Annotated in this window: 14 protein-coding genes; 8 read left to right on the forward strand and 6 right to left on the reverse strand. The window is 33.4% G+C overall.

The features are described from left to right. Positions 1-20: 20 nt before the first annotated feature. Positions 21-1,613: a bacillithiol biosynthesis cysteine-adding enzyme BshC gene (bshC, locus tag BUC29_RS15495; RefSeq protein ID WP_073417082.1), complete on the reverse strand. Its 1,593-nt coding sequence runs from the start codon at positions 1,611-1,613 to the stop codon at positions 21-23. A gap of 270 nt (positions 1,614-1,883) precedes the next feature. Between bshC and BUC29_RS15500 the strand changes: the two genes are divergently transcribed. From BUC29_RS15500 to BUC29_RS15510, 3 genes are all read left to right on the forward strand, one after another. After that, positions 1,884-3,161, forward strand: a complete 1,278-nt coding sequence (locus tag BUC29_RS15500; RefSeq protein WP_073417083.1) for an MFS transporter — start codon at positions 1,884-1,886, stop codon at positions 3,159-3,161. A 97-nt stretch (positions 3,162-3,258) separates the two neighbouring features. Further along, positions 3,259-3,513: an autorepressor SdpR family transcription factor gene (locus tag BUC29_RS15505; protein WP_073417084.1), complete on the forward strand. Its 255-nt coding sequence runs from the start codon at positions 3,259-3,261 to the stop codon at positions 3,511-3,513. Between the two features lie 4 nt (positions 3,514-3,517). Further along, entirely contained in the window at positions 3,518-4,165 is a 648-nt protein-coding gene (locus BUC29_RS15510) for an SdpI family protein (protein WP_073417085.1), read from the forward strand. A 56-nt stretch (positions 4,166-4,221) separates the two neighbouring features. Here the strand turns inward: BUC29_RS15510 and BUC29_RS15515 are convergent, their stop codons facing one another. Then, on the reverse strand, positions 4,222-10,041 hold the full coding sequence (locus tag BUC29_RS15515) for a T9SS type B sorting domain-containing protein (RefSeq protein ID WP_073417086.1): 5,820 nt from the start codon (positions 10,039-10,041) through the stop codon (positions 4,222-4,224). A 133-nt stretch (positions 10,042-10,174) separates the two neighbouring features. On the opposite strand from BUC29_RS15515, the gene BUC29_RS15520 reads away from it, so the two are divergent. After that, positions 10,175-12,406, forward strand: a complete 2,232-nt coding sequence (locus tag BUC29_RS15520) for a B12-binding domain-containing radical SAM protein (protein WP_073417087.1) — start codon at positions 10,175-10,177, stop codon at positions 12,404-12,406. A gap of 1 nt (position 12,407) precedes the next feature. Here BUC29_RS15520 and BUC29_RS15525 read toward each other — a convergent pair whose 3' ends face one another. The 3 genes from BUC29_RS15525 to BUC29_RS15535 form a co-directional block, all read right to left on the reverse strand. Next, positions 12,408-13,172: an MBL fold metallo-hydrolase gene (locus BUC29_RS15525; protein WP_073417088.1), complete on the reverse strand. Its 765-nt coding sequence runs from the start codon at positions 13,170-13,172 to the stop codon at positions 12,408-12,410. Positions 13,173-13,281: 109 nt separating this feature from the next. Then, positions 13,282-13,968, reverse strand: coding sequence for a response regulator transcription factor (locus BUC29_RS15530; protein ID WP_073417089.1), 687 nt, complete (start codon positions 13,966-13,968; stop codon positions 13,282-13,284). Then, positions 13,965-15,230 carry a sensor histidine kinase gene (locus BUC29_RS15535; RefSeq protein ID WP_073417090.1) on the reverse strand — a complete coding sequence of 422 codons (1,266 nt, stop codon included), beginning with the start codon at positions 15,228-15,230 and terminating at the stop codon, positions 13,965-13,967. The genes BUC29_RS15530 and BUC29_RS15535 overlap by 4 nt, the downstream gene beginning before the upstream one ends. A 163-nt stretch (positions 15,231-15,393) precedes the next feature. Between BUC29_RS15535 and BUC29_RS15540 the strand changes: the two genes are divergently transcribed. Beyond that, positions 15,394-15,807, forward strand: a complete 414-nt coding sequence (locus tag BUC29_RS15540; protein ID WP_073417091.1) for a DUF1573 domain-containing protein — start codon at positions 15,394-15,396, stop codon at positions 15,805-15,807. Between the two features lie 57 nt (positions 15,808-15,864). Here BUC29_RS15540 and BUC29_RS15545 read toward each other — a convergent pair whose 3' ends face one another. Then, positions 15,865-16,365 carry a C40 family peptidase gene (locus BUC29_RS15545; protein WP_073417092.1) on the reverse strand — a complete coding sequence of 167 codons (501 nt, stop codon included), beginning with the start codon at positions 16,363-16,365 and terminating at the stop codon, positions 15,865-15,867. A gap of 195 nt (positions 16,366-16,560) precedes the next feature. Between BUC29_RS15545 and BUC29_RS15550 the strand changes: the two genes are divergently transcribed. From BUC29_RS15550 to bglX, 3 genes are all read left to right on the forward strand, one after another. Then, entirely contained in the window at positions 16,561-17,652 is a 1,092-nt protein-coding gene (locus BUC29_RS15550; RefSeq protein WP_073417093.1) for an SGNH/GDSL hydrolase family protein, read from the forward strand. Next, positions 17,642-19,018 carry a sialate O-acetylesterase gene (locus BUC29_RS15555; protein WP_073417094.1) on the forward strand — a complete coding sequence of 459 codons (1,377 nt, stop codon included), beginning with the start codon at positions 17,642-17,644 and terminating at the stop codon, positions 19,016-19,018. Before BUC29_RS15550 ends, BUC29_RS15555 begins: the two co-directional genes overlap by 11 nt. Before the next feature lie 234 nt (positions 19,019-19,252). Further along, a complete protein-coding gene (gene bglX, locus BUC29_RS15560; protein ID WP_073417095.1) occupies positions 19,253-21,553 on the forward strand; it encodes a beta-glucosidase BglX in 2,301 nt (766 codons plus the stop codon). Positions 21,554-21,798 lie beyond the last annotated feature (245 nt).

The following is a 21,798-nucleotide window of genomic DNA, read 5'->3' on the forward strand; positions in this document are numbered from 1 at the left end:
GGATTATTATTTTATAGTTTTTAAATCGTTATAATGTTAAAATTCATTTCTAATGGTTTCAGTTTCTGTAATAAAAGCGGAATTAATTGTTCCCCTTTTTCTAAATAGAATTCAGAAAAATTATTTTGACGCTCCTGCAAACTGTTATTTGGGAACAGTTCGCATTGCAAATCTACTACACGCTGTAATTGGTCACTCAATTTTCTTTTTTGCGCTTTTAATAAACGTTTTTCTAAATTTTCAAGACCTTTTGTTTGTTTTACTTCCTGAGCTTTTACCGCGCCAGAAAAAGATTTATCGGTTTGATCGGCCAGTTCGTAAAGATATTGAAATTGGGTTTTCAATATTTCTTTTTGAGGCGTTAAATCAATTGGAAATGCTGATATTTTATGCGTTATAGTGTTTATTAAATTTTCTTGTTTTGTGAATAAATCTTTCCAGCTCAAATTTAACTGATCTGCTTTTTTAGCTTGTTTTTCGGTTGCCAAAAGAACAGAATTACGTACTAAAAGTATAGGGAAAGTGATTTTTACAGCATCAAAAAATGATTTCAATTCGAGCCAGTAGGCAATTTCTCCGCCTCCTCCGATGTAGCATAAATTAGGCAGGATAATTTCCTGATAAAGCGGACGCATGATAACGTTTGGACTAAATTTTTCAGGATGATTTTCCAGTTCAGCGAAAATTTGTTCTTTAGAAAAAGAGAGTTTTGTATGGTTTACAAAGTATTTTTCTTCTTCAAAAATAATTCTTTCACGCAAGTTGTCTTCAATGTAAAATAAATTAATCTCACGCGGATTTACCTGAACGGTATAATCTTTAAATTGTTTTTCAATTGTTTCCTGAACCGTTTTGTATGAAGTCTGGTTTTCTAATTCTTCTTTTACATACGGAATAAAGGCACGTTTTAAACCAGCGTCATCGGCATCTAAAATTACTAAACCATAATTAGCAAATAAACTATTTGCTAAAAAACGAGTTGCATCGGCCAGATTATCGTGTTTAAGGTAAGCATCTTCAAAAAGTTTTTTCAAAGTATTGGCGTTTGTACTTGAACCTAATTCCTGAGAATAAATTTCTAAGAATTCTGCCAGGCCTTCAGTTGAAAGTCTTCCAACAGGACCGTTACTTTCTTTGTTCCATCTAAATTTTTTTCCTTTAAAATTAAAATAGTTAATTTCTTCAAAGTCATGATCTTCAGTAGCCATCCAATAAATTGGTACAAAATTATATGACGGATATTTCGATTTTAACTCTTTGGTTAAGTTAATCGTTGAGATAATTTTATATAAAAAATACAAAGGTCCGCTGAATAAATTCAACTGATGTCCTGTTGTAATAGTAAAAGTATTTTCAAGCGATAAAAGTTCAATATTTTGTTTGGTTGAATCTGAGATTTCAATATTCTGATATTGTTTTTTTAAAGTTTCAACTAAAGGAATTCGATTGCGGTTGTCAAAGTTAGAAGCTTTTTCAGCGATTTGTTTTTCGAAATTTTCTAATGTTGGAAAATGGTTGTACAGCGGTTTTAACTCTGATTTTTGGTCTAAATAATCCTGTATTAATTTAGAAAAATATCCGGAGGTTTGGTAGCTGATACAGTCGGTAGGCATAATTATAAATTTATTTTTGACAGCTGTAAATTTAATGAAAATATACAGTTAAAAACGGTTTTAACTAATGCTTAAGAATTGATTTTTATTTTTTGCTTCAAAGTTCATAAAATCAGGTTTTTAAATTTAAGTAAAATAAGGTTGGATGGAATGTAAAATATATTGAATTTGTTAAAAATGTATTTATAGTTTAAAACTAATTTGTATAAATATGAATTATTAATAATGAAACTATATTTTTGTAAACAAAAAAAGATATATCTATTTTACATGGAAGCTAACCCGAATCAAAAGAACTCATTAAAGCATGTTCTTTTTGGAAGCCTTATTGGCACCACAATCGAATTTTTTGATTTTTATATTTATGCCAATGCAGCGGTGTTGGTTTTTCCTCAATTGTTTTTCCCCAGTTCAAATTCTACAATGGCAACCCTGGAATCGTTAGCAACTTTTTCAATTGCGTTTTTATCGCGTCCTTTAGGTTCAGCTTTTTTTGGGCATTATGGTGATAAAATTGGTCGTAAATTTACATTAGTTGCAGCCTTACTTACCATGGGGATTTCGACTGTAACGATTGGATTTCTTCCAAGTTACGCCAGTATTGGTATAGCTGCGCCGTTATTGTTAATGCTTTGCCGATTTGGTCAGGGTGTAGGTCTTGGAGGCGAATGGGGTGGAGCGGTTTTACTGGCTATAGAAAATGCACCGCCAAATAAGCGTGCCTGGTATGGAATGTTTCCGCAATTAGGGGCACCGATTGGATTATTGCTTTCGGGAGGAACTTTTTTGCTCTTGACTGATTCAATGAGCAATGAAGATTTTATGGATTATGGCTGGAGAATTCCATTTATTGCCAGTGCACTTTTGGTAATTGTTGGGTTTTACATTCGAACAAAAATTACTGAAACACCTTCTTTTGAAAATTCTAAAAAAGAAAAAGAAGAAGTCAAAGTACCTTTTCTTACAATAGTAAAATCGTATAAAAATCAATTGATTTTTGGAACATTTGCAGCCATTACAACATTTTTAGTTTTTTATTTGATGACAGTTTTTACATTAAGCTGGGCAACATCAGATCTTGGAATTGTGAAAAGAGACGGTTTATTGATACAATTATTTTCAGTACTGTTTTTTGCTGTCTTTATTCCGGTATCTGCAGTAGTTGCAGATAAAATTGGTCGTCGCAAAATGCTTATTGCTGCTACAGCTGCTATTGCTGTTTTCGGATTTTTCTTTTCTTATTTTTTAAGTACAGGAAATATTGGTTTAGTGACAACTTTTGCCTGTATCGGAATGGCCTTAATGGGATTCACTTATGGGCCATTAGGAACTTTTTTATCAGAGTTATTTCCAACCAATGTTCGTTATTCTGGTGCATCATTAACTTTCAATTTAGCGGGAATACTTGGAGCAGCTTTTGCACCTATGATTGCAATTTGGCTGGCAAAGAAATACGATGTGAGCTATGTAGGGTTCTATTTAGTTACCGCGGCACTTATTTCTCTAATTTCATTTTTAGTAATAAGTAAAGACGAACACAAGTTTTAATAAATTTCAATATATGAGAAAAAGCAGCAATTTAAATTGCTGTTTTTTTTTGCCAATTTAAAAAGTATTTAGATATTTGTCTAAATATATAAATGTTATGAATGATATTTTTAAAGCTTTAAATGATGCCACAAGAAGGGAAATTTTAGATCTTTTAAAAGAAAAAGATATGTCTGCTGGTGAAATCGCTGACGCTTTTAATATTTCAAAACCAAGTATTTCTCACCATTTGGATATTCTAAAACGAGCAGATTTAATTACGTCTGAAAAAAACGGACAATTCATTATTTATTCCATCAATACCACCATAATGGAAGATGTTTTGCAATGGATACTAACTTTTAAAAAATAATAAAATGAATTTAGAATTAAAAAAAGAGCTTCCAATAATTGGAATTGTTTTAGCGCCTTTTGTTTATTTGGCCAAAATTTGGAATAGTCTTCCGGAAAGAGTACCTATACACTGGAATTATAGAGGAGAAATTGACAAATGGGGAAGTAAGTTTACTTTAATAATCATACTTTTTATGCTTCCTGTTTTAGTATATACTTTGATGCTTACGGCGTTAAAATTTGATCCTAAAAAAAGATTATCATTAATGGGCGGTAAGTTTTACCAGCTTAAATTTATATTAGTTCTTTTTGTATCTCTGCTGGCTTTGTTTATTATTTATATTTCCAAGAATCAATCTCTTACCAGCCCGAGTTTATTGCATGTAGGAATTGGCGTTTTATTAATGGTATTAGGAAATTATTTTAAAGTAATTCAGCCTAATTATTTTATTGGAATTCGAACGCCATGGACATTGGAAAATAATGAAGTTTGGAAAGCCACACATTCATTTGCAGGAAAACTTTGGTTTTTTTGGGGATTGCTCTTAATGATAGGTGGATTAGTTTTTCAAGACGCCTTTTTTTCTAAAGCCTTTTTAGCTGTAGTTCTTGTTTTGGCAGTTGTGCCAATCGTTTACTCTTATTTTAAATTTAAAAGTTTACAAGAATAAAGAAGATTGAAATGAAAGGCTTTACGGTTTTTATAAACTGTAAAGCCTTTTTAAATTTATCTTTTTAAACTAAAATGCCCTCTAAATTCGGTTCCGTTTAAACGTTTAACAACAAACCAATAATCAGATGCAGGCTCTTGATTTCCTAAATATAATCCATCCCAGGAAGCGCCGGGAGCTAATTCTTTAATTAATTTTCCGTAGCGGTCATATATTCTGATTCCTGTATTTGGAGCTAAATATGCCGGATCAATCGTCCAATAATCGTTAAAGTTATCATTGTTTGGAGTAAAGAATTTTGGAAACGGAAGTTCGTCTACAAAATTTATACAATCTCCGATTGTCGCTCCAAGAATATTAATAATGATTGGAATTCGATCACTTTCGCAGTTGCTGATTGTTTGTGAAGCATAATAAGTTATTCCATTTTCAAGAGGCATTGATTCAGATAAAGGAATATTTGAAGATATATTATCAAACCATTTTATATTTTCACCTGTAATATCAATATCTCCAATTTTCGCATTTTTTTGAATACAAAATGACTGAGGCGAATCAGCAATCGGAATTTGAGTATCCTGAATTTTTACATTAACAGCAAATCTGCCACTTTCGCAGTTATTTAATGTTTGAGAAACGTAATAAATGCTATTTTGTAATAAAGTTGTTTCAGGCAAAATGTTTCCGCCAGAAGCTGAATCATACCATTTTAAATTTGTTCCAGCAACATTAAGATTATCTATTGTGGCAATTTCATCAATACAAAATTGTTGATTACTACTTCCTGTTGGCAAAGGAGTATCATAAATCCTAACTAAAATTGGAGTTCTGTCACCTTCACATCCAATTGTCTGTGAAGCATAATAAGTTTTGTTATCTTCTAATAAAGTCGTATTTGGCAGGCTGGAAGCAGAAAAGTTAGTGTCATACCATTTTATATTCTGTCCAGAAATTTGAATGTTGTTTAAAGCAGCATTTTCATTTTTGCAAAAAGATTGAGTTCCGTTTGCAGTCGGAGTTGAAGGTGTATTTACAATCGAAACAGTTATTCCTAGTCTTTGACCTTCACAGTTATTTTCTGTTTGCGAAGCATAATAAGTTTGACCATTAACAAGGTTTGTAGTTTCTGCTAATAAAGTACCATTACTAATGGCATCATACCATTTTACTGATGTTCCCGTAACCTGAATATCTGCAATTGTTGGATTTTGTCCTGAACAAAAAGACTGATTTACATTTCCTGTTGGAGGAAAAGTAACCTGAATATTGATTTTTACAGGAACTCTTTCACTTTCACAGCCATTTATGGTTTGCGAAGCATAATAAGTTGCTTTATCCTGAGCTACTGTTGTAGCGGGTACAACTGTTCCTCCAGTTTGGTTACTGTACCATTTTATATTTTGCCCAGTTATTTGAATTTCATTTAACGTTGCATTTTGCTCAACACAGAAAGTTTGTGTTGAATTTAAAACTCCGGGTACTGGTAAAGAATTGATAAAAGGCACTATAGTCACTTTTGTACTTTCTGAAATGCAGCCGCTGGAATTTTTGATTTTTAGATAATATTCACCCGGCTCCAGAGATCCTGAAGCTGGATTGTTAGTCCATGTCATTCCATTATCAAAACTATATTCTGAAGCATTAGAAAGAATATTTATTTTTCCTTTACTATCACTACAATTTGGCTGAATAGTATTATATGAAGGAGGAAAAGGATAATCTGCTGGTGGATTTATCTGAACAGTAACGGGATCAGATATACAACCAGCTGAATTCTGAATTTTAATTTTATAAGTTCCAATAGTTAAATTGCCAGAAACTGTACTGGTTTGCCAGCTAATTCCATTATCGAAACTATATTTTGAAGCTGGAGTTAAAATTGTGATGCTTCCAAAGGGATTAGTACAACTTGTGGGCTGGATAGATGTATAAGCAGGATTCGTTATTGCATCTAACGGAGGATCGATTGTTACTTTAATAGCAGGAGAAGGACAGGCTACAGCACTATTTCTTACTCTAACAAAATAATTTCCAGGATCCAATCCTGTTACCTTATTATTCCTTGTCCAGTTTATTCCGTTGTCAAAGCTATATTGATAAGCAGTTGTTGATACTGCCGTAATAGTTCCTTTTGAAGATGTACAGCTGCTTGGCTGTTGAATTAAAATGCCAGGTGCCTGAGCAGCAGGATCTGGATCGGTAAGAGTAAGTAATTTAGGGCTGGATTCGCATCCTAATGCTGATTTAATTATTAAATAATAATCACCGGCTTTTAAATTTGAAAAGACAGGATTTGTACTCCAGTTTTCCCCATTATCAATACTGTATTCAAATGCTGGTGAAGTAAACTTAATACTTCCTAAAGATTCGCAATTAGGCTGAGTCAACGTAATTGAAGGTTCATCCAAATAGAATCGGGATATATTAACCGCTTTTGGATAAGATTGACATCCAAATTTATTTTTCAATATTATATAATAAGTTCCTTCGTCTAAATCAGTAGAAACCGGGTTTTTAGTCCACGTCATTCCATTGTCAAAACTATATTCATCTCCAATCGGATCAATAGAAATACTTCCGCCTTTCTCGCATGTGGGTTCTGTTGTTGTGTATTCAGGTGTTTCTATGAATATAGCGGGAATACCTATAACGGACTGATAAGACTCGCAGCCTGTTTCGTCTTTTATCATAATATAGTAATTTTCAGAGTAAATCGATGCTGGAATATTCAAAACTTTATTGGAGTTACTCCATGTTCTTCCGCCGTCAAAACTATATTGTGCAGCAGGAGTATTTACTATAATACTTCCTTGTGATCCACATTTAGGCTGAGTTACCGTTATATCGGGATAGATTAATTTTGGTTCTGTAAAATTGACGCTATAATAAGTTGGGGAAACACAGCCGAATTCATTTTTGATTTTGGGATAATAAAAACCTGGCGGTAAATTTAAAGCGGTTGGGTTAGTTCCCCAAGTTTGTCCGCCATCAAAGCTGTAAAATGGGGCTGGAGTTGTGATAGTAATACTTGCTCCTTTATTACAAGTTGGATTTGTATAAGTATACTCCGCATTTCTTAGTTCAAATGGTATGAAATTAATATAGATGCTTTCTGAAACACAACCATCGCTGTTTTTGATTTTTATACGATATTCAGAATCAACAGGAAGATTTTCAGCCGTAGGATTGGTGCTCCATGTTGCTCCATCATTAAAGCTGTAAAAATCAGCTTTAGTTCTTACAGTGATACTTCCAGTAGCATTTTCGCCACAAACAGTAGGCTGAGTAATGTCTAAGGATGGCATTGGAAGATAAAATGGAAAAAGATGGATATAAAACGGTAAACTAGTACAACCCTCTGCATTTTTTATTACAACATAATAATTACCTTCTTCTAAATTAGATTTTGCTGGGCTTGTTCCCCAAGTTACTCCACCATCAAAACTGTAAAATGGAGCCGGAGTAGTAATTGTAATACTCCCTTTTTTATTACATTCAGGCTGGACAACCGAACAAGTTGGAAAACTTAAATAATTATCATAGATAGAAACCCTTGTTTGGTAAGTTATGCATCCATTGCTGTTTCTTGTTTTTAAATAATAATCACTAGCTTTTAAATTTACAGCCGTGGGATTTGTAGACCAAGTTTGACCATCATCAAAGCTATATTCTTCGGCTGGCGATGTAATAGTTATACTTGCACCTGAGTCGCATGTTACTTGCTTATTTATTACGTATTTAGTGTCCCCAGTAATAATTTCGGGATTCATATATACATATTGAGGATCTGATGTACAGCCAAATTCATTTTTTATAGAAATAAAATATTGCGAAAAAACAGTAGGTACTGTCATTATTGGATTTGTAGTCCAGGTTAACCCTCTATCAAAACTATAAGCAGCTGCAGGAGTTGTAATTGTGATACTTCCATTAGTAGTACAGGTAGATTGTACAGTTGCATAAGTCGGGGTAGGAAGAAAATAAGGTTTCAGATAAATATATAATGGCTCAGTTTCACAGCCAAGGCTGTTTTTAGTTTTTACTGCATAAGTTCCAGATTCCAAATTTATCGCTTTAGGATTTGTTGTCCATGTTATGCCATTATCAAAACTATATTCAGCTGCAGTGGTTAAAATAGTTATAGAACCTAAATTTGCACAAGAAGGTGCAACCGATCTTACTTTTGGAAAAGGAGCATAAAACTTTTTCAAATAAATATATTCATGAGGAGTATTGGATTCACATCCATTTTGATCCTTAATTTTTATAGAATAATAACCTGAAGGCAGATTTGTTGCAGTTGGATTTGTTGTCCACGTGACCCCATTATCAAAACTATATTCAGATGCAGGCGTTGTAATAGTTATACTCCCTCCAGAAGTACAGCTCGGAACTGTAAAGGTGTATTTAGGGAAATCTAAATGCGGAATAAAAAGTAATACGTTTTGCGAATAAGACTCACAACCTAAATTGTTTTTAATTTTAATGTTATAATTTCCTGCCGGTAAATTGCCTTTTGTAGAATTCGTATTCCAGGTTAATCCATCATCAAAACTATATTGTGATCCGGGAGTTGTAATAGTGATACTGCCATTAGTATTGCATGTTGGCTGTACAATTGAAAATGAAGGTCTGTCCAATAATACTGGATCAATAATAGTTATAATAGAAGGTGATGAAATACATCCAGCGGAGGATTTAGTTTTAACATAATATTTTCCTGGGCCAGTTGGAATAAAAACAGGATTGGTCTGCCAGGATTTGCCATTGTCAAAACTATAATTTAAACCAGTTTCTTTAACAGTTATGCTTCCTTTAGTATTATTACAGTTAGGTTGAGCGACAATTGTTTCGGGACTTAAAAGCGAATTATTTATGGTGAAATTTGAACTCACAAAGCAAGTATTTCCATTCGTTATTTTAACTGAATATGCTCCAATATTAGATGGCATCGATGATATGGAATTAGTTTTATTTGTTGCTCCATTTATAGCAATTCCATCTTTATACCATTGATAGGTGGTGTTTGAGTTTAGATTTTTAGTAATGTTCGCAGTTAGTTGTAAATTACCATTACAAAAAGATCCTGTTTCAGAAATAGTTACGCCAAAATTTTCTGAAGTGTTCAAAATTAAATTGTCGTAAAGAAATGCCAGTGTTTCTAATGTGTCAAATAATGGCGGTAATTTCCCTGAAGGCGGCCCCAGCATAATTGAATTTATGTTTACACTTGGAGTAAAAGTCATGGTGATTTCTCCCCAAACTGATTGAGGCTGATAGGTTACATGACCAATCTCAATCCAGCTAGGATCAAAAGTATCTGGACTTGAATTGGTGTATAATGGTAAATTATCACGATTACTACATCCAAAAAGGGTAATATTAACAGGTTCTAAGTAGTTAAAATCAAAATCTTTATTATTACTTTCATCTATATAGATACTAGTTAACGTAGCGATGTTTAATTTTAATTGATATTTTGTTCCTGCGATTAAAGGGGTTAGTAATTTAGTTGCAAGGTATTCTTTTCTGCTATTTTTATATTCAGCCCTGATTATTCCATCACCATCAGGAAAATTTTGAAGTTGTTTATTGTAAATTGCATTTTGTTTTTCACAATTCATATAATCAGGCGAAGGCTGTGTTCCTTTTACCCATGAAACTACCGCACTTAAATCGTTTAAATTATATGGGCAATTTGTTTTTTCTTCAAAAGATGGATTTGCTAAAATAGAAGTTGTTTTATTACAAATGCAATCACTGTCATTTAAGTCTATTTTTCCGTCACCATCGTCATCAATACCATTATTACAGTTTTCCTGAGCATTAGTAAATAAAGAAAATAATAAAAATATAAAGAGTAATTTATGTTTCATTTGAATAATTTGGCTCCGGCAAATGTAATTAAATATCTACAAAACCAAATTAAAAAGTCAGGAGTCAGGCCAATAAAATCTTTTCCTGAAAAAGTCCCTAATATCCCGTATTTTTGCAGAAAAATAAATCCTTTTGAAAACGAAAATTTTTATAATTACACCACCTTTTACGCAGCTGAATACACCGTATCCGGCAACGGCGTATATAAAAGGTTTTCTAAATACAAAAAACATAGAATCTGTTCAGGCAGATTTAGGTATTGATGTGATTTTAGAATTGTTTTCGAAGAAAGGACTTCAGGATTTGTTTCAGGTTTCAGGTTTGAAGTTTCAGGTTGTTGGAAACGAAATCTCAGATAATTCCAAAAGGATTTTCGCTTTGCAGGATGAATATATCAAAACTATTGATCCTGTTATCCAATTTTTGCAGGGAAAAAATCCAACATTAGCTTTGCAGATTTGTCAGGAAGATTTTCTGCCCGAAGCGTCTCGTTTTGCACAACTGGAAGAACTTGACTGGGCTTTCGGAACAATGGGAACTCAGGATAAGGCAAAACATTTAGCAACTTTATATCTCGAAGATATTTCGGATTTTATTGTAGAATGTGTCGATGAAAATTTTGGTTTTAGCCGATATGCCGAACGTTTAGGCCGAAGCGCTAATTCTTTTGATGAATTATACGAAGCGTTACAGCCAGAGCCAACTTATATTGATTCGATTTTGATTTCTATTTTAAAAGAAAAGATCGAAGCCGTAAAACCAACATTGTTTTTAATTTCTGTTCCCTTTCCTGGAAATTTATACAGCGCTTTCAGATCTGCACAATGGGTAAAACAAAATCATCCCGAAATTAAAATTTCAATGGGCGGCGGTTTCCCCAATACCGAATTACGTTCACTTTCAGATAAACGAGTTTTTGAGTTTTTTGATTTTATTACTTTAGATGATGGTGAAGTTCCAATCGAAGAATTAATTTCCAATTTAGAAAATCCAGATTCTGTCACTTCGAGCGAAGTCGAGAAGCGTTTCAAAAGAACATTTTTATTAGAAAACGGAGAAGTTGTCTATAAAAATAATTCACTTAAACACGATTACAAACAATTACAGGTTGGAACTCCGGATTATTCAGATTTACCTTTGGATAAATATATTTCGGTTATCGAAATTGTAAATCCAATGCACAGAATGTGGAGCGACGGACGCTGGAATAAACTCACAATGGCACATGGCTGTTATTGGGGAAAATGTACTTTTTGTGATATTTCGCTTGATTATATTAAAGTTTACGAACCTGTTGCGGCAAGTTTACTTTGCGATCGAATGGAGGAATTGATTGAGCAAACGGGACAAAACGGATTTCATTTTGTTGACGAAGCTGCACCGCCGGCATTAATGCGGGCTTTAGCCTTAGAAATTTTAAAAAGAAAACTCGCCGTAACCTGGTGGACAAATATTCGATTTGAAAAAAGCTTTTCTAAAGATTTATGTTTATTGCTAAAAGCTTCGGGTTGTATTGCCGTTTCGGGCGGTTTAGAAGTGGCTTCAGATCGATTATTAAAACTAATTGATAAAGGTGTAACGGTAGAACAAGTCGCCAAAGTAACCCGAAACTTTACTGAAGCTGGAATTATGGTTCACGCGTATTTAATGTACGGATATCCAACACAAACCATTCAGGAAACAATTGATAGTCTTGAAATGGTTCGCCAATTGTTTGAAGCCGGAGTTTTACAGTCAGGGTTCTGGCATCAGTTTGCATTGACGGCTCATAGTCCGGTTGGATTATATCCTGAGCAATTTGGTGTGATCAAAAAAACAGAAGTAATTGGAACTTTTGCCAATAATGATATTGAATACACAGATTCTACAGGAATCAATCACGATAAATTCAGTTTTGGGTTAAAGAAATCGCTATTCAATTTCATGCACGGAATTTGTTTTGATTATGAACTGCAGGATTGGTTCGATTTCAAAATTCCGAAAACAAAAATCCATCCCGATTTTATTTTTAATGCGCTTGAAGAACAAAACGATTTCAACACAAAACCAAATGCAAAAGTAGTCTGGCTTGGCGGAAAACCTTCGGCAGAAATCTTCACCAAATCAAAAAAGGGAAGAAGCTGGGAAATGATGTCCCTGACTTTTCATGATAAAAAAGAAAGTTTTTCTATTCAGACGAATCAGGAAGAAGGAAATTGGTTAATCGAAATTCTAAACAAAATATCAGTTTCAAATCCTAAAAATTATACTTTTCAGGAAGTGAAAAATGATTTTGAAAATCAGGCTTCTTTAGAAGATTTTGAATTATTCTGGTATTCAAAACCAATCAATACTTTGCGTGAATTTGGTTTGTTAGTTTTGTAAATCAATAATCTACACTAGTTCCATCACTCGGAATGGCAACTTTCGATAAAAGATTATTTTCAGTCAAAGCTTTTCTTAATTCCTCACGAGTTGTCGGGCAGTGATTTAAAGCTTCAAGATGATTGGCAAAAACTTTTCCGGGAGCAAGAGCAGTAAATTTCAAAATATCATTCATTCGCATCAACAAAGGCTGTCCAATGTCTAATCGGGCAGTACCGCAGGCGACTGTTGCAATGTCTGGTTTAAGTTCAATTAAAACTTTTTGAACATCGTCTGTAAAAATAGTGTCAGAACTAATATAAATTGATTTTTGATTAGGAAGTTCTATATGAAAACCCATTACATTTCCCATCAATTTAGCAATGAATCCGTAACCATGACGAGCGGGAATCCCAATGATTCTTCCACCCAAAAAAGGCTGTGGTTCCCAATAATTTAAAGTTTGTACAATATTGAGTCCTCTTTGTAAAAGAACTTTTTCATCTTTTGTACTGCAAATAACCGGAATACTTTTTCTTCTCAAAAAAACTTCACCAGCTTTGTCGATATGATCAGGATGTAAATGCGTAATCAAACAATGTGTAACATTACTCAAAATATCTCTGCTGTTTTTGGGCAGAGCCACAAGCGGATTTCGTTTTGGCTTATATCTAAAAATAGTAAATGGCGCGATTGTTTTTCGTTTTCCTAACATCGGATCGACAAGAATCACATGCTCTTCTGTCTCAATAACCAACGTGGCATTTCGCAAATGATGTATTTTCATATCTGAGAAAATTAGAACTTTAAAAATACAAAGATTTTTGAAAATCTATTTACAGATTATTCTTTATTTTTAACAGAATTGTGATTATTTGAAAGAATACACATCGTAATTATTGAATTGAAAATCTAAATCCAATTCCGTGCAGATTTTCAATAGAAATGCCCTTTTCATTAGATAAAATTTTACGGAGCCTCGAAATAAAAACATCAAGACTTCTTCCCATAAAATAATCATCTGTTCCCCAAAGAGCGGTTAAAATCTGCTCTCTTTTAAGAACTAAATTTTTATTGTCAATGAAAAGCTTTAACAATTCGGCTTCTCTTTGTGTCAGGCCAACTTTTTCCTCATCATTAAAAAGAATAAAATTTTTAGTATCAAATTGATATTTGCCAATTTCGTAAACTGATTTTTCAGACTTAGTATTTTTTTGAGAACGTTTTAAAAAAACTTCAATTTTCAAAATCAATTCTTCGATACTGAAGGGTTTTACCAAATAATCATCGGCGCCAAGACGAAGCCCTTTTATACGATCTTCCTTTAAAGTTTTGGCCGAAAGAAAAATAATTGGAACATCTGTGTCAATTTTTCTAACTTCTTCTGCCAGTTCAAAACCGTCCATTTTTGGCATCATAATATCAAAAATGCAAATATCAAAATCTTCATTTTTAAAAGCTTCCAGACCAGATTTTCCGTTAGTACAATGAATAACTTCATAATTATTCTGCTCCAGATTATCTTTGGTTAAAAACGCTAACGTTTCGTCGTCTTCTGTGTAAAGTATTTTGAAATTTTTCATTTTTTATAAGGAATTGACAAAGTTAAAGTAACTCCATTTTCAGTATTGTTTTCGGCTTTTATTTTCCAGTTCTGTAAATTACAAATTTCTTTTACATAATATAAACCAAGACCAAAACCATTTACTTCATTACTTTTTTCGTTTTGAATACGGTAAAACTTATCAAAGATATAAGATAATTTTTTAGAAGAAATCCCAATTCCGTTATCGATAAATTCTAATTTTAAAATTGAATTTTCTTCTACAATCTTAATCGTAATTTCGGGTTTTTTATTGCAGTATTTAACTGCATTATCTAAAAGATTATAAACCAGATTTCCAAAGTGAAAAACATCAGTTTCTAATAAAAATTCCTTCGACGAACTTTCAATATTAATAATAGCATCAGGATATTTAAGCTGAATATTTTCAATTGCTTCTTCAATAATCGGAACAATTAAAACCGGTTCTTTTTTTAATTCTAAAGGCGCGTGATCTGATTTTGCAATATTTAAAATCTTCTCAACATGATGATTCAGTTTATTGCTTTGATTGATAATAATTTCAGTATAAGTATGCAGTTTTTTATCCTCTTTAATGGGGTTTTGTTCGCTTAAATATTTCGAAGCAATTAAAATAGAAGACAAAGGCGTTTTAAATTCATGCGTCATATTATTGATAAAATCACGCTGTAATTCAGAATATTTCTTTTGCTGTAAAAGCGTAAAAATCGAATAAACATAAATCAATAAAATCAAAATCAGCATAATCGAAAGCACAAACCAAAAACGCATCGAACTAAATAAATAAGTCGTTTCATTTGGAAAACGAACCGCAAAATAGTAGACTAAATTTTTATGCTTTGGGAAATAAACCGTCTTTTTACATTCTGATTTTTTTTTCGATAACGAAATATAATCGCCATAAATCATTTCATCGCTCTGGCAATTGTACATCGCATATTCAAAATCGGTTATAATATTCATTTTTTTGAATTCTGTTTTTAGATAAAATTCTAAAATATCAGGTTCAAACTCATTGTCGACATTTACAATATAATAGTCATTCGAAATTTTCTGCACAGGACTTTGGGCCGGAAGTTCGTGACTCGTTCCTTCATACAATTTTTTAGCCACTTCAATAAGTGCAATATGTGCCTTTTGGCTCAGCTTTTTTTGTTCAATCGTAAAAGCTTCTTTCGTCCAAAGCAATTGCGCCACCAAAATACTGATAATGGCGACCAAACCTAAAACGATAATACTATTGAGTTTATTAATTTTCAAGAAAACAGACTTTTGAGAGTGTAATATTAATCAAAAATATACTTAAAAACAGCGATTAACAAGTCATTAACAAACATTTGAAACCGCTTAACAGCGATTTCTTTTTGTCTGAAATATCTTTGTAATATAAAATTCGAACTATAAACCATTAATATATTTAACTATGAAAATCATTAAAATTTCTATGCTGTTTTTGGCTTTAAGCCTAATGTCTTTTTCAGCAATTGCTCCGGTAAAATCATTAGTTTCTGAAACAAAAGTTTCGACAGCAGAATCTACAATTGTTTGGAAAGCAGAAACAATCGATGTGGGACAAATTCCGCAAGGAACTCCAAAAGCAATTGTTTATGAGTTTAAAAACACAGGAAAAACAGCCGTTGTAATTACACAAGTTCAGGGTTCATGCGGTTGTACTGCGACAGATTATACAAAAGAACCAATTCAGCCTGGTAAATCTGCAAAAGTTACCGCAACTTACAATGCAGCAAACAAAGGTGCTTTTACAAAAACAGTTACAGTTACTACAAGTGCTGAAACAACTCCAAAAATACTTACTTTAAAGGGGACAGTTATTTAAAAATAAGGTTAGTTATAAAGTGGAAAGCTCTGAATACATTGCGTATTTGGAGCTTTTTTATTTTGAAATTACATCAATACATTTATAAAAACGATTTGTATAATGTTCTGTATCAAGTGAAGTAATAGTAACTTGCTGCGCTTTTCCTGATGAAGCGTGAATAAATTTAGAACTCATTCCGTCGGCCTCGCAAATTATACCAAGATGACCAATAACGGTTTTGTCTTTATAGCCGTAAAAAACCAAAATATCTCCAACCTTAAAATCTTCGGGTTTTAATGCCGTTCCTAAATTTTTATATCCGCTGGAACTTCTTGGCAAAGTCATTCCAAAATTTTTAAAAACATAACTCACAAAACCAGAACAGTCAAAACCTTTTTCAGGATTACTGCCCGCATACAAATACGGAGTTCCCAAATATTTTTTGGCAAAAACAATAATAGAATCCCGATCAATTGTCGATTGCTCTTTTTCAATTATAGTCTTGTTTTTTTCTTTAGGTCTAAAAGAAGAAAAAACAATAACAGAAACTAAAATTATATAGAAGTAGGTTTTCATTTTTTATAAGTAAGAAAATATTTAAACGATAAAAATAGATGGTTATTTTTAAAATACACATAAATTGTAAGAATTAGCATTTAAATCATGCATTTGCGTGGTGTTTTTTTATTACTTTTTGATGTTTTAGTATCTTTTTGTCTAATAGATTTGAGATATATTTGTGAATCGTATTTATATTTTAACAAATAAATTATGTTTCTAAAAAAAAATGCACTTTTAATTCTGTTTTTACTGATTTCGATTGTTTCGACATCACAAAATCAAAACACTTTTCTTTATAACGGAAGAGTTGACAAACTTCAAAACAACCAGGTTATTTTAATCGGAACAGCATCTTCTGTATCATTCAATTTTACGGGAAATGAATGTTCGATTTTACTTCAAAGCGTTGATTCATATGAACATCATAATTATGTTCAGCTGGTTTTGGATGGAAAATATATTGGAAAAATCAAAATTGAAAAAGGTTCAGTACAATCATTTCCAATAAAAATTACTTCAAACAAAAAAGAACATCATTTAGAAATCTATAAAAATACCGAAGCGCAAAGCGGTAATATTCTTTTTGCCGGAACAACTGCAAAACTGACGTCAATTTCGTCTAAAAAGAAAAAGAAAATAGAGTTTATCGGCGATTCCATTACTTGCGGAGCGGCCAGCGATTCGTCTGATATTCCGTGTAATGAAGGCGAATATATGGATCATCATAACGGTTATTACGCATACGGACCAAGTGCGGCCAGAGAAATTAATGCTGATTATTTGATGAGCTGCGTTTCTGGAATTGGAATTTACAGAAACTGGAACGATGAAAATAAAGACGAAGCTATAATGCCGGATATCTATCAAAATCTTTATTTGACAAAAGATCCGTCAAAACCTAAATACGATTTTGCTTTTCAGCCCGATATTATCAGCATTGCTTTAGGAACAAATGATTTTTCTGGCGGTGATGGAAAAAAAGAACGCCTGCCTTTTAATCCCGAAAAATATGTTTCGAATTACATCAACTTTATAAAAATGCTTTACGAACACAATCCAAATGCTCAGATTGTAATCACAAACAGTCCAATGGTTGGCGGAGACAGAGCCGTTGTTTTTGAAGATTGTCTGAATAAAGTAAAAAACGCTTTCGCGGAAGATAAACAGCACAAGCCCATTCAGATTTTCAAATTTAAACCAATGACACCAAAAGGTTGTTTAGGTCATCCGGATGTGGCAGATGAAAAAGTTATGGCCGATCAATATGCTCCATTTTTAAAAAAGCTTTTAAATGAAAAATAATATATTCTACGTTTTCTTTTTAATGATTTCAAGTTCAGTTTTAGCAAATGTTACGCTTCCGAATATCTTTGGAGACAATATGGTTTTACAGCGCAATTCTGAAGTAAAAATCTGGGGTTGGGCAAATCCGAAAGAAGAAATTAAATTAGTTTCAAGCTGGAATAATCAGGAATATAAAACCGTAGCAAGCAATCAGGCGAAATGGGAACTTACCATTAAAACTCCCGAAGCGGGCGGACCTTACACGATTTCGATAAAAGGATATACCGAAGTTATTTTAAAAAATATTTTAATTGGTGAAGTCTGGATTTGTTCCGGACAATCCAACATGGAAATGTCGGCAAGCTGGGGAATCGAAAATGGCGATGAAGAAGTAAAAAATGCCGCAAATCCGAATATCCGTTTTTTTACCGTTTCAAAATCAACAGCGACAAGTCCGCAGAATAATGTATTAGGAAATTGGGTCGAATCGACTCCCGAAACCATGAAATATTTCAGTGCCGTTGGTTACTTTTTTGCTAAACGCTTACGCGAAGATTTAAAAAATGTTCCCATCGGATTAATTTCTTCTAACTGGGGCGGAACTCCAGCCGAAATCTGGATGCCGGAAGAAGTGATTCAAAACGATCCCATTTTATTAGAAAATGCTAAAAAACTAAATGAACAGGAATATGGCCCGCATCAACCCGGACGTGCCTATAATGCTATGATTGCCCCAATTGTAGGTTTTAAAATTGCGGGAACAATTTGGTATCAGGGCGAATCAAATGTTGGTTCTTTGGTTTATGACAAAACTTTAGGCGCCTTAATTACTTCATGGAGAAAAAACTGGAGCGATGAATTTCCTTTTTATTTCGTTCAAATCGCACCTTATAAAACCGGAACAAATAATTTCTCGAATGTAACGGTTAGAAATTCTCAAAGAAAAATTTTAAAAGAAATTCCGAAAACAGGAATGGTTTTGACTTCGGATATTTCGGATACAATTGATATTCATCCCAAAAACAAAAAATCAGTCGGAATTCGTCTGGCAAATCTGGCTTTAGCCGAAGTTTATAAAATAAATTCAAATTTGGTTAATGGCCCGCTTTTTAAAGAAATAAAAATTGAGAAAAACAAAGTAACAGTTTCTTTTAATTATGCTGACGGATTATATTTTAAAAACAAAATTTCGAATCAATTTGAAGTTGCCGGAGCCGATGGAATTTTTGTTCCAGCAGAAGCGTTGATAAAAAATAATCAGGTGATTGTGACAAATAAAAAAGTGTCAAACCCAGTAAAAGTGAGATTTGCATGGGGAAACACAACACAATCCGATTTGTTTAATAAAGCAAATTTGCCAGCTTCTTGTTTTACGACTGAATAAGGAATTTTAGATTTTAGAATGTAGATTTTAGTCCCGATAATAATCGGGATTGCCCACGGATTTTACTGATCGAACTGATTAAGACTGATTTTTTGTTTTTGTTTGTCAGGCTGAGCGAAGTCGAAGCCCCGCAATGTATAATTTGAATCTCGCAAAGACGCTAAGTCGCAAAGTTTTGAAAAAAAACTTAGAATCTTAGCATCTCAGAACCTTAGCACCTCAAAAAAACTAGCCATGAAAAATAAAAAAATAATAATTATTATTGGGGTTTTGTCCCTGTTTACCGTTGGAAATATGAATGCACAAAAAAAGCCGTATTTAGATAAAAACAAAACTATTGAGCAAAGAATTGATTTGCTTTTGCCGTTAATGACTTTGGAGGAAAAAGTAGGGCAGATGAACCAATACAATGGTTTTTGGGATGTTACGGGACCAGCACCAAAAGGCGGAACGGCTGAATTAAAATACGAGCATTTAAGAAAAGGTTTAGTTGGCTCAATGCTTACAGTTCGTGGCGTAAAAGAAGTGCGTGCCGTACAGAAAATTGCGGTTGAAGAAACCCGTTTAGGGATTCCGTTAATTATTGGTTTTGATGTAATACATGGTTATAAAACGTTAAGCCCGATTCCGTTGGCAGAAGCGGCGAGTTGGGATTTAGAAGCGATTAAAAAATCGGCGGCAATTGCAGCAGATGAAGCTTCGGCATCTGGAATAAACTGGACTTTTGGGCCAAATGTCGATGTGGCAAATGATGCCCGTTGGGGACGTGTGATGGAAGGTGCGGGAGAGGATCCGTATTTAGGAAGTAAAGTGGGTTATGCACGTGTGAAGGGTTTTCAAGGCGAAACGGTTGCAGATTTGGCGAAAGTAAATACGATTGCGGCTTGCGCGAAACACTTTGCGGCGTATGGTTATGTTGAAGCAGGATTGGAATATAATATTGTAGATATCAGTAATTCTAAATTGTATAATTCGGTTTTACCTCCTTTTGAAGCAACGGTTCAGGCTGGAGTTCGTACGTTTATGAATTCGTTTAATACGTTGAATGGCGTTCCTGCGACTGGAAATGCATTTTTGCAAAGAGATATTTTAAAAGGAAAATGGAAGTTTGACGGATTTGTGATTTCTGATTATGCTTCTATCCGCGAAATGATTCCGCACGGCTACGCAAAAGATGAAGCCGATGCAACAGCAAAAGCAGTTATTGCGGGCTCAGATATGGACATGGAATCGTATTTGTATGTCGCAAAATTGGTTGATTTGGTAAAATCTGGAAAAATAAAAGAATCTTTGGTTGATGATGCCGTTCGCAGAATTCTTCGTGTAAAATTTGAATTAGGATTATTTGATGATCCGTACAGATATTGTGATGAAAAACGTGAGAAAGAAGTTGTTGGAAGTAAAGCTAATAATGATGGCGTTTTGGATATGGCGAAAAAATCTATCGTATTATTAAAGAATGAAAAGAATTTGCTTCCGCTGAAAAAATCAGGACAAAAGATTGCTTTGATTGGTGCTTTGGCAAATGATAAAAACAGTCCGCTTGGAAGCTGGAGAATTGCGGCCGATGATAATACTGCGGTTTCTGTTTTAGAAGGAATGCAGCAATACAAAGACAATCAATTGGTTTTTGAAAAAGGTGCTGATTTATTAAAACAAAAAGCAACTTTTTTAACCGAAACAGTTTTCAACACAACAGACAAAAGCGGATTTGAAGCAGCAAAAACTGCTGCAAAAACTGCCGATGTTGTTGTAATGGTTTTAGGTGAATACGGTTTTCAAAGCGGAGAAGGAAGAAGTAGAACAGATTTAAATTTGCCAGGTTTACAAGAAGAATTACTAGAAGAAATTTATAAAGTAAATCCAAATGTAGTTTTGGTTTTAAATAACGGTCGTCCGTTGAGTATTCCGTGGGCTGCAGAAAATATTCCGGCTATTGTTGAGGCTTGGCATTTAGGAACGCAAGCTGGAAATGCAGTTGCACAGGTTTTATACGGAGATTATAATCCGAGCGGGAAACTGCCTATGTCGTTTCCTAGAAATGTGGGTCAGGTGCCAATTTATTACAACAAATACAGTACAGGAAGACCAACAGACAGTGATAAAAATGTTTTCTGGTCACATTATATGGATGTAGAGAAAACGCCTCAATTTCCGTTTGGTTTTGGATTGAGTTATACAACTTTTGATTATAAAAATCTGAAAGTAAATAAAACTGCTTTCGCAAAAGGAGAAAAGGTTCAAGTAAGCGTTGAGATTACAAACTCAGGAAATTACGACGGAAAAGAAGTTGTTCAATTATACATTCATGATGAATATGCGAGCATCGTTCGTCCGATAAAAGAATTGAAAGGTTTTGAATTGGTAAATCTGAAAAAAGGAGAAACTAAAACGGTAAACTTTATTTTAACGGATAAAGAACTTGGTTTTTATAATAATGAAGGGAATTATTTAGTTGAACCTGGGACTTTTAAAATTATGGTTGGAGGAAGCTCGGATAAAGGTTTGCAGAGCGCTTTTGAGATAAAAGACTAAAAGGTTTAATCTCGCAAAGTCGCATAGTCGCAAAGTTTTTTTCGCCACGAATTCACGAATTAATTATTTAAAAATTCGTGAATTCGTGGCGATTTTAATTTTTCAATAGAATAAGATTGAATATAAAAGGGCTTTAGCCGAACTTTACAGGTTTGGCTAAAGCCCTTTTGATTGCGTTACTATTTTTCATCCAGCTAAAGCTGGACGCTATTGATCTTAAATTAAAAAAAACTTTGCGACTCTGC

Source organism: Flavobacterium defluvii (assembly GCF_900129555.1).
GTDB classification, from domain to species: domain Bacteria; phylum Bacteroidota; class Bacteroidia; order Flavobacteriales; family Flavobacteriaceae; genus Flavobacterium; species Flavobacterium defluvii.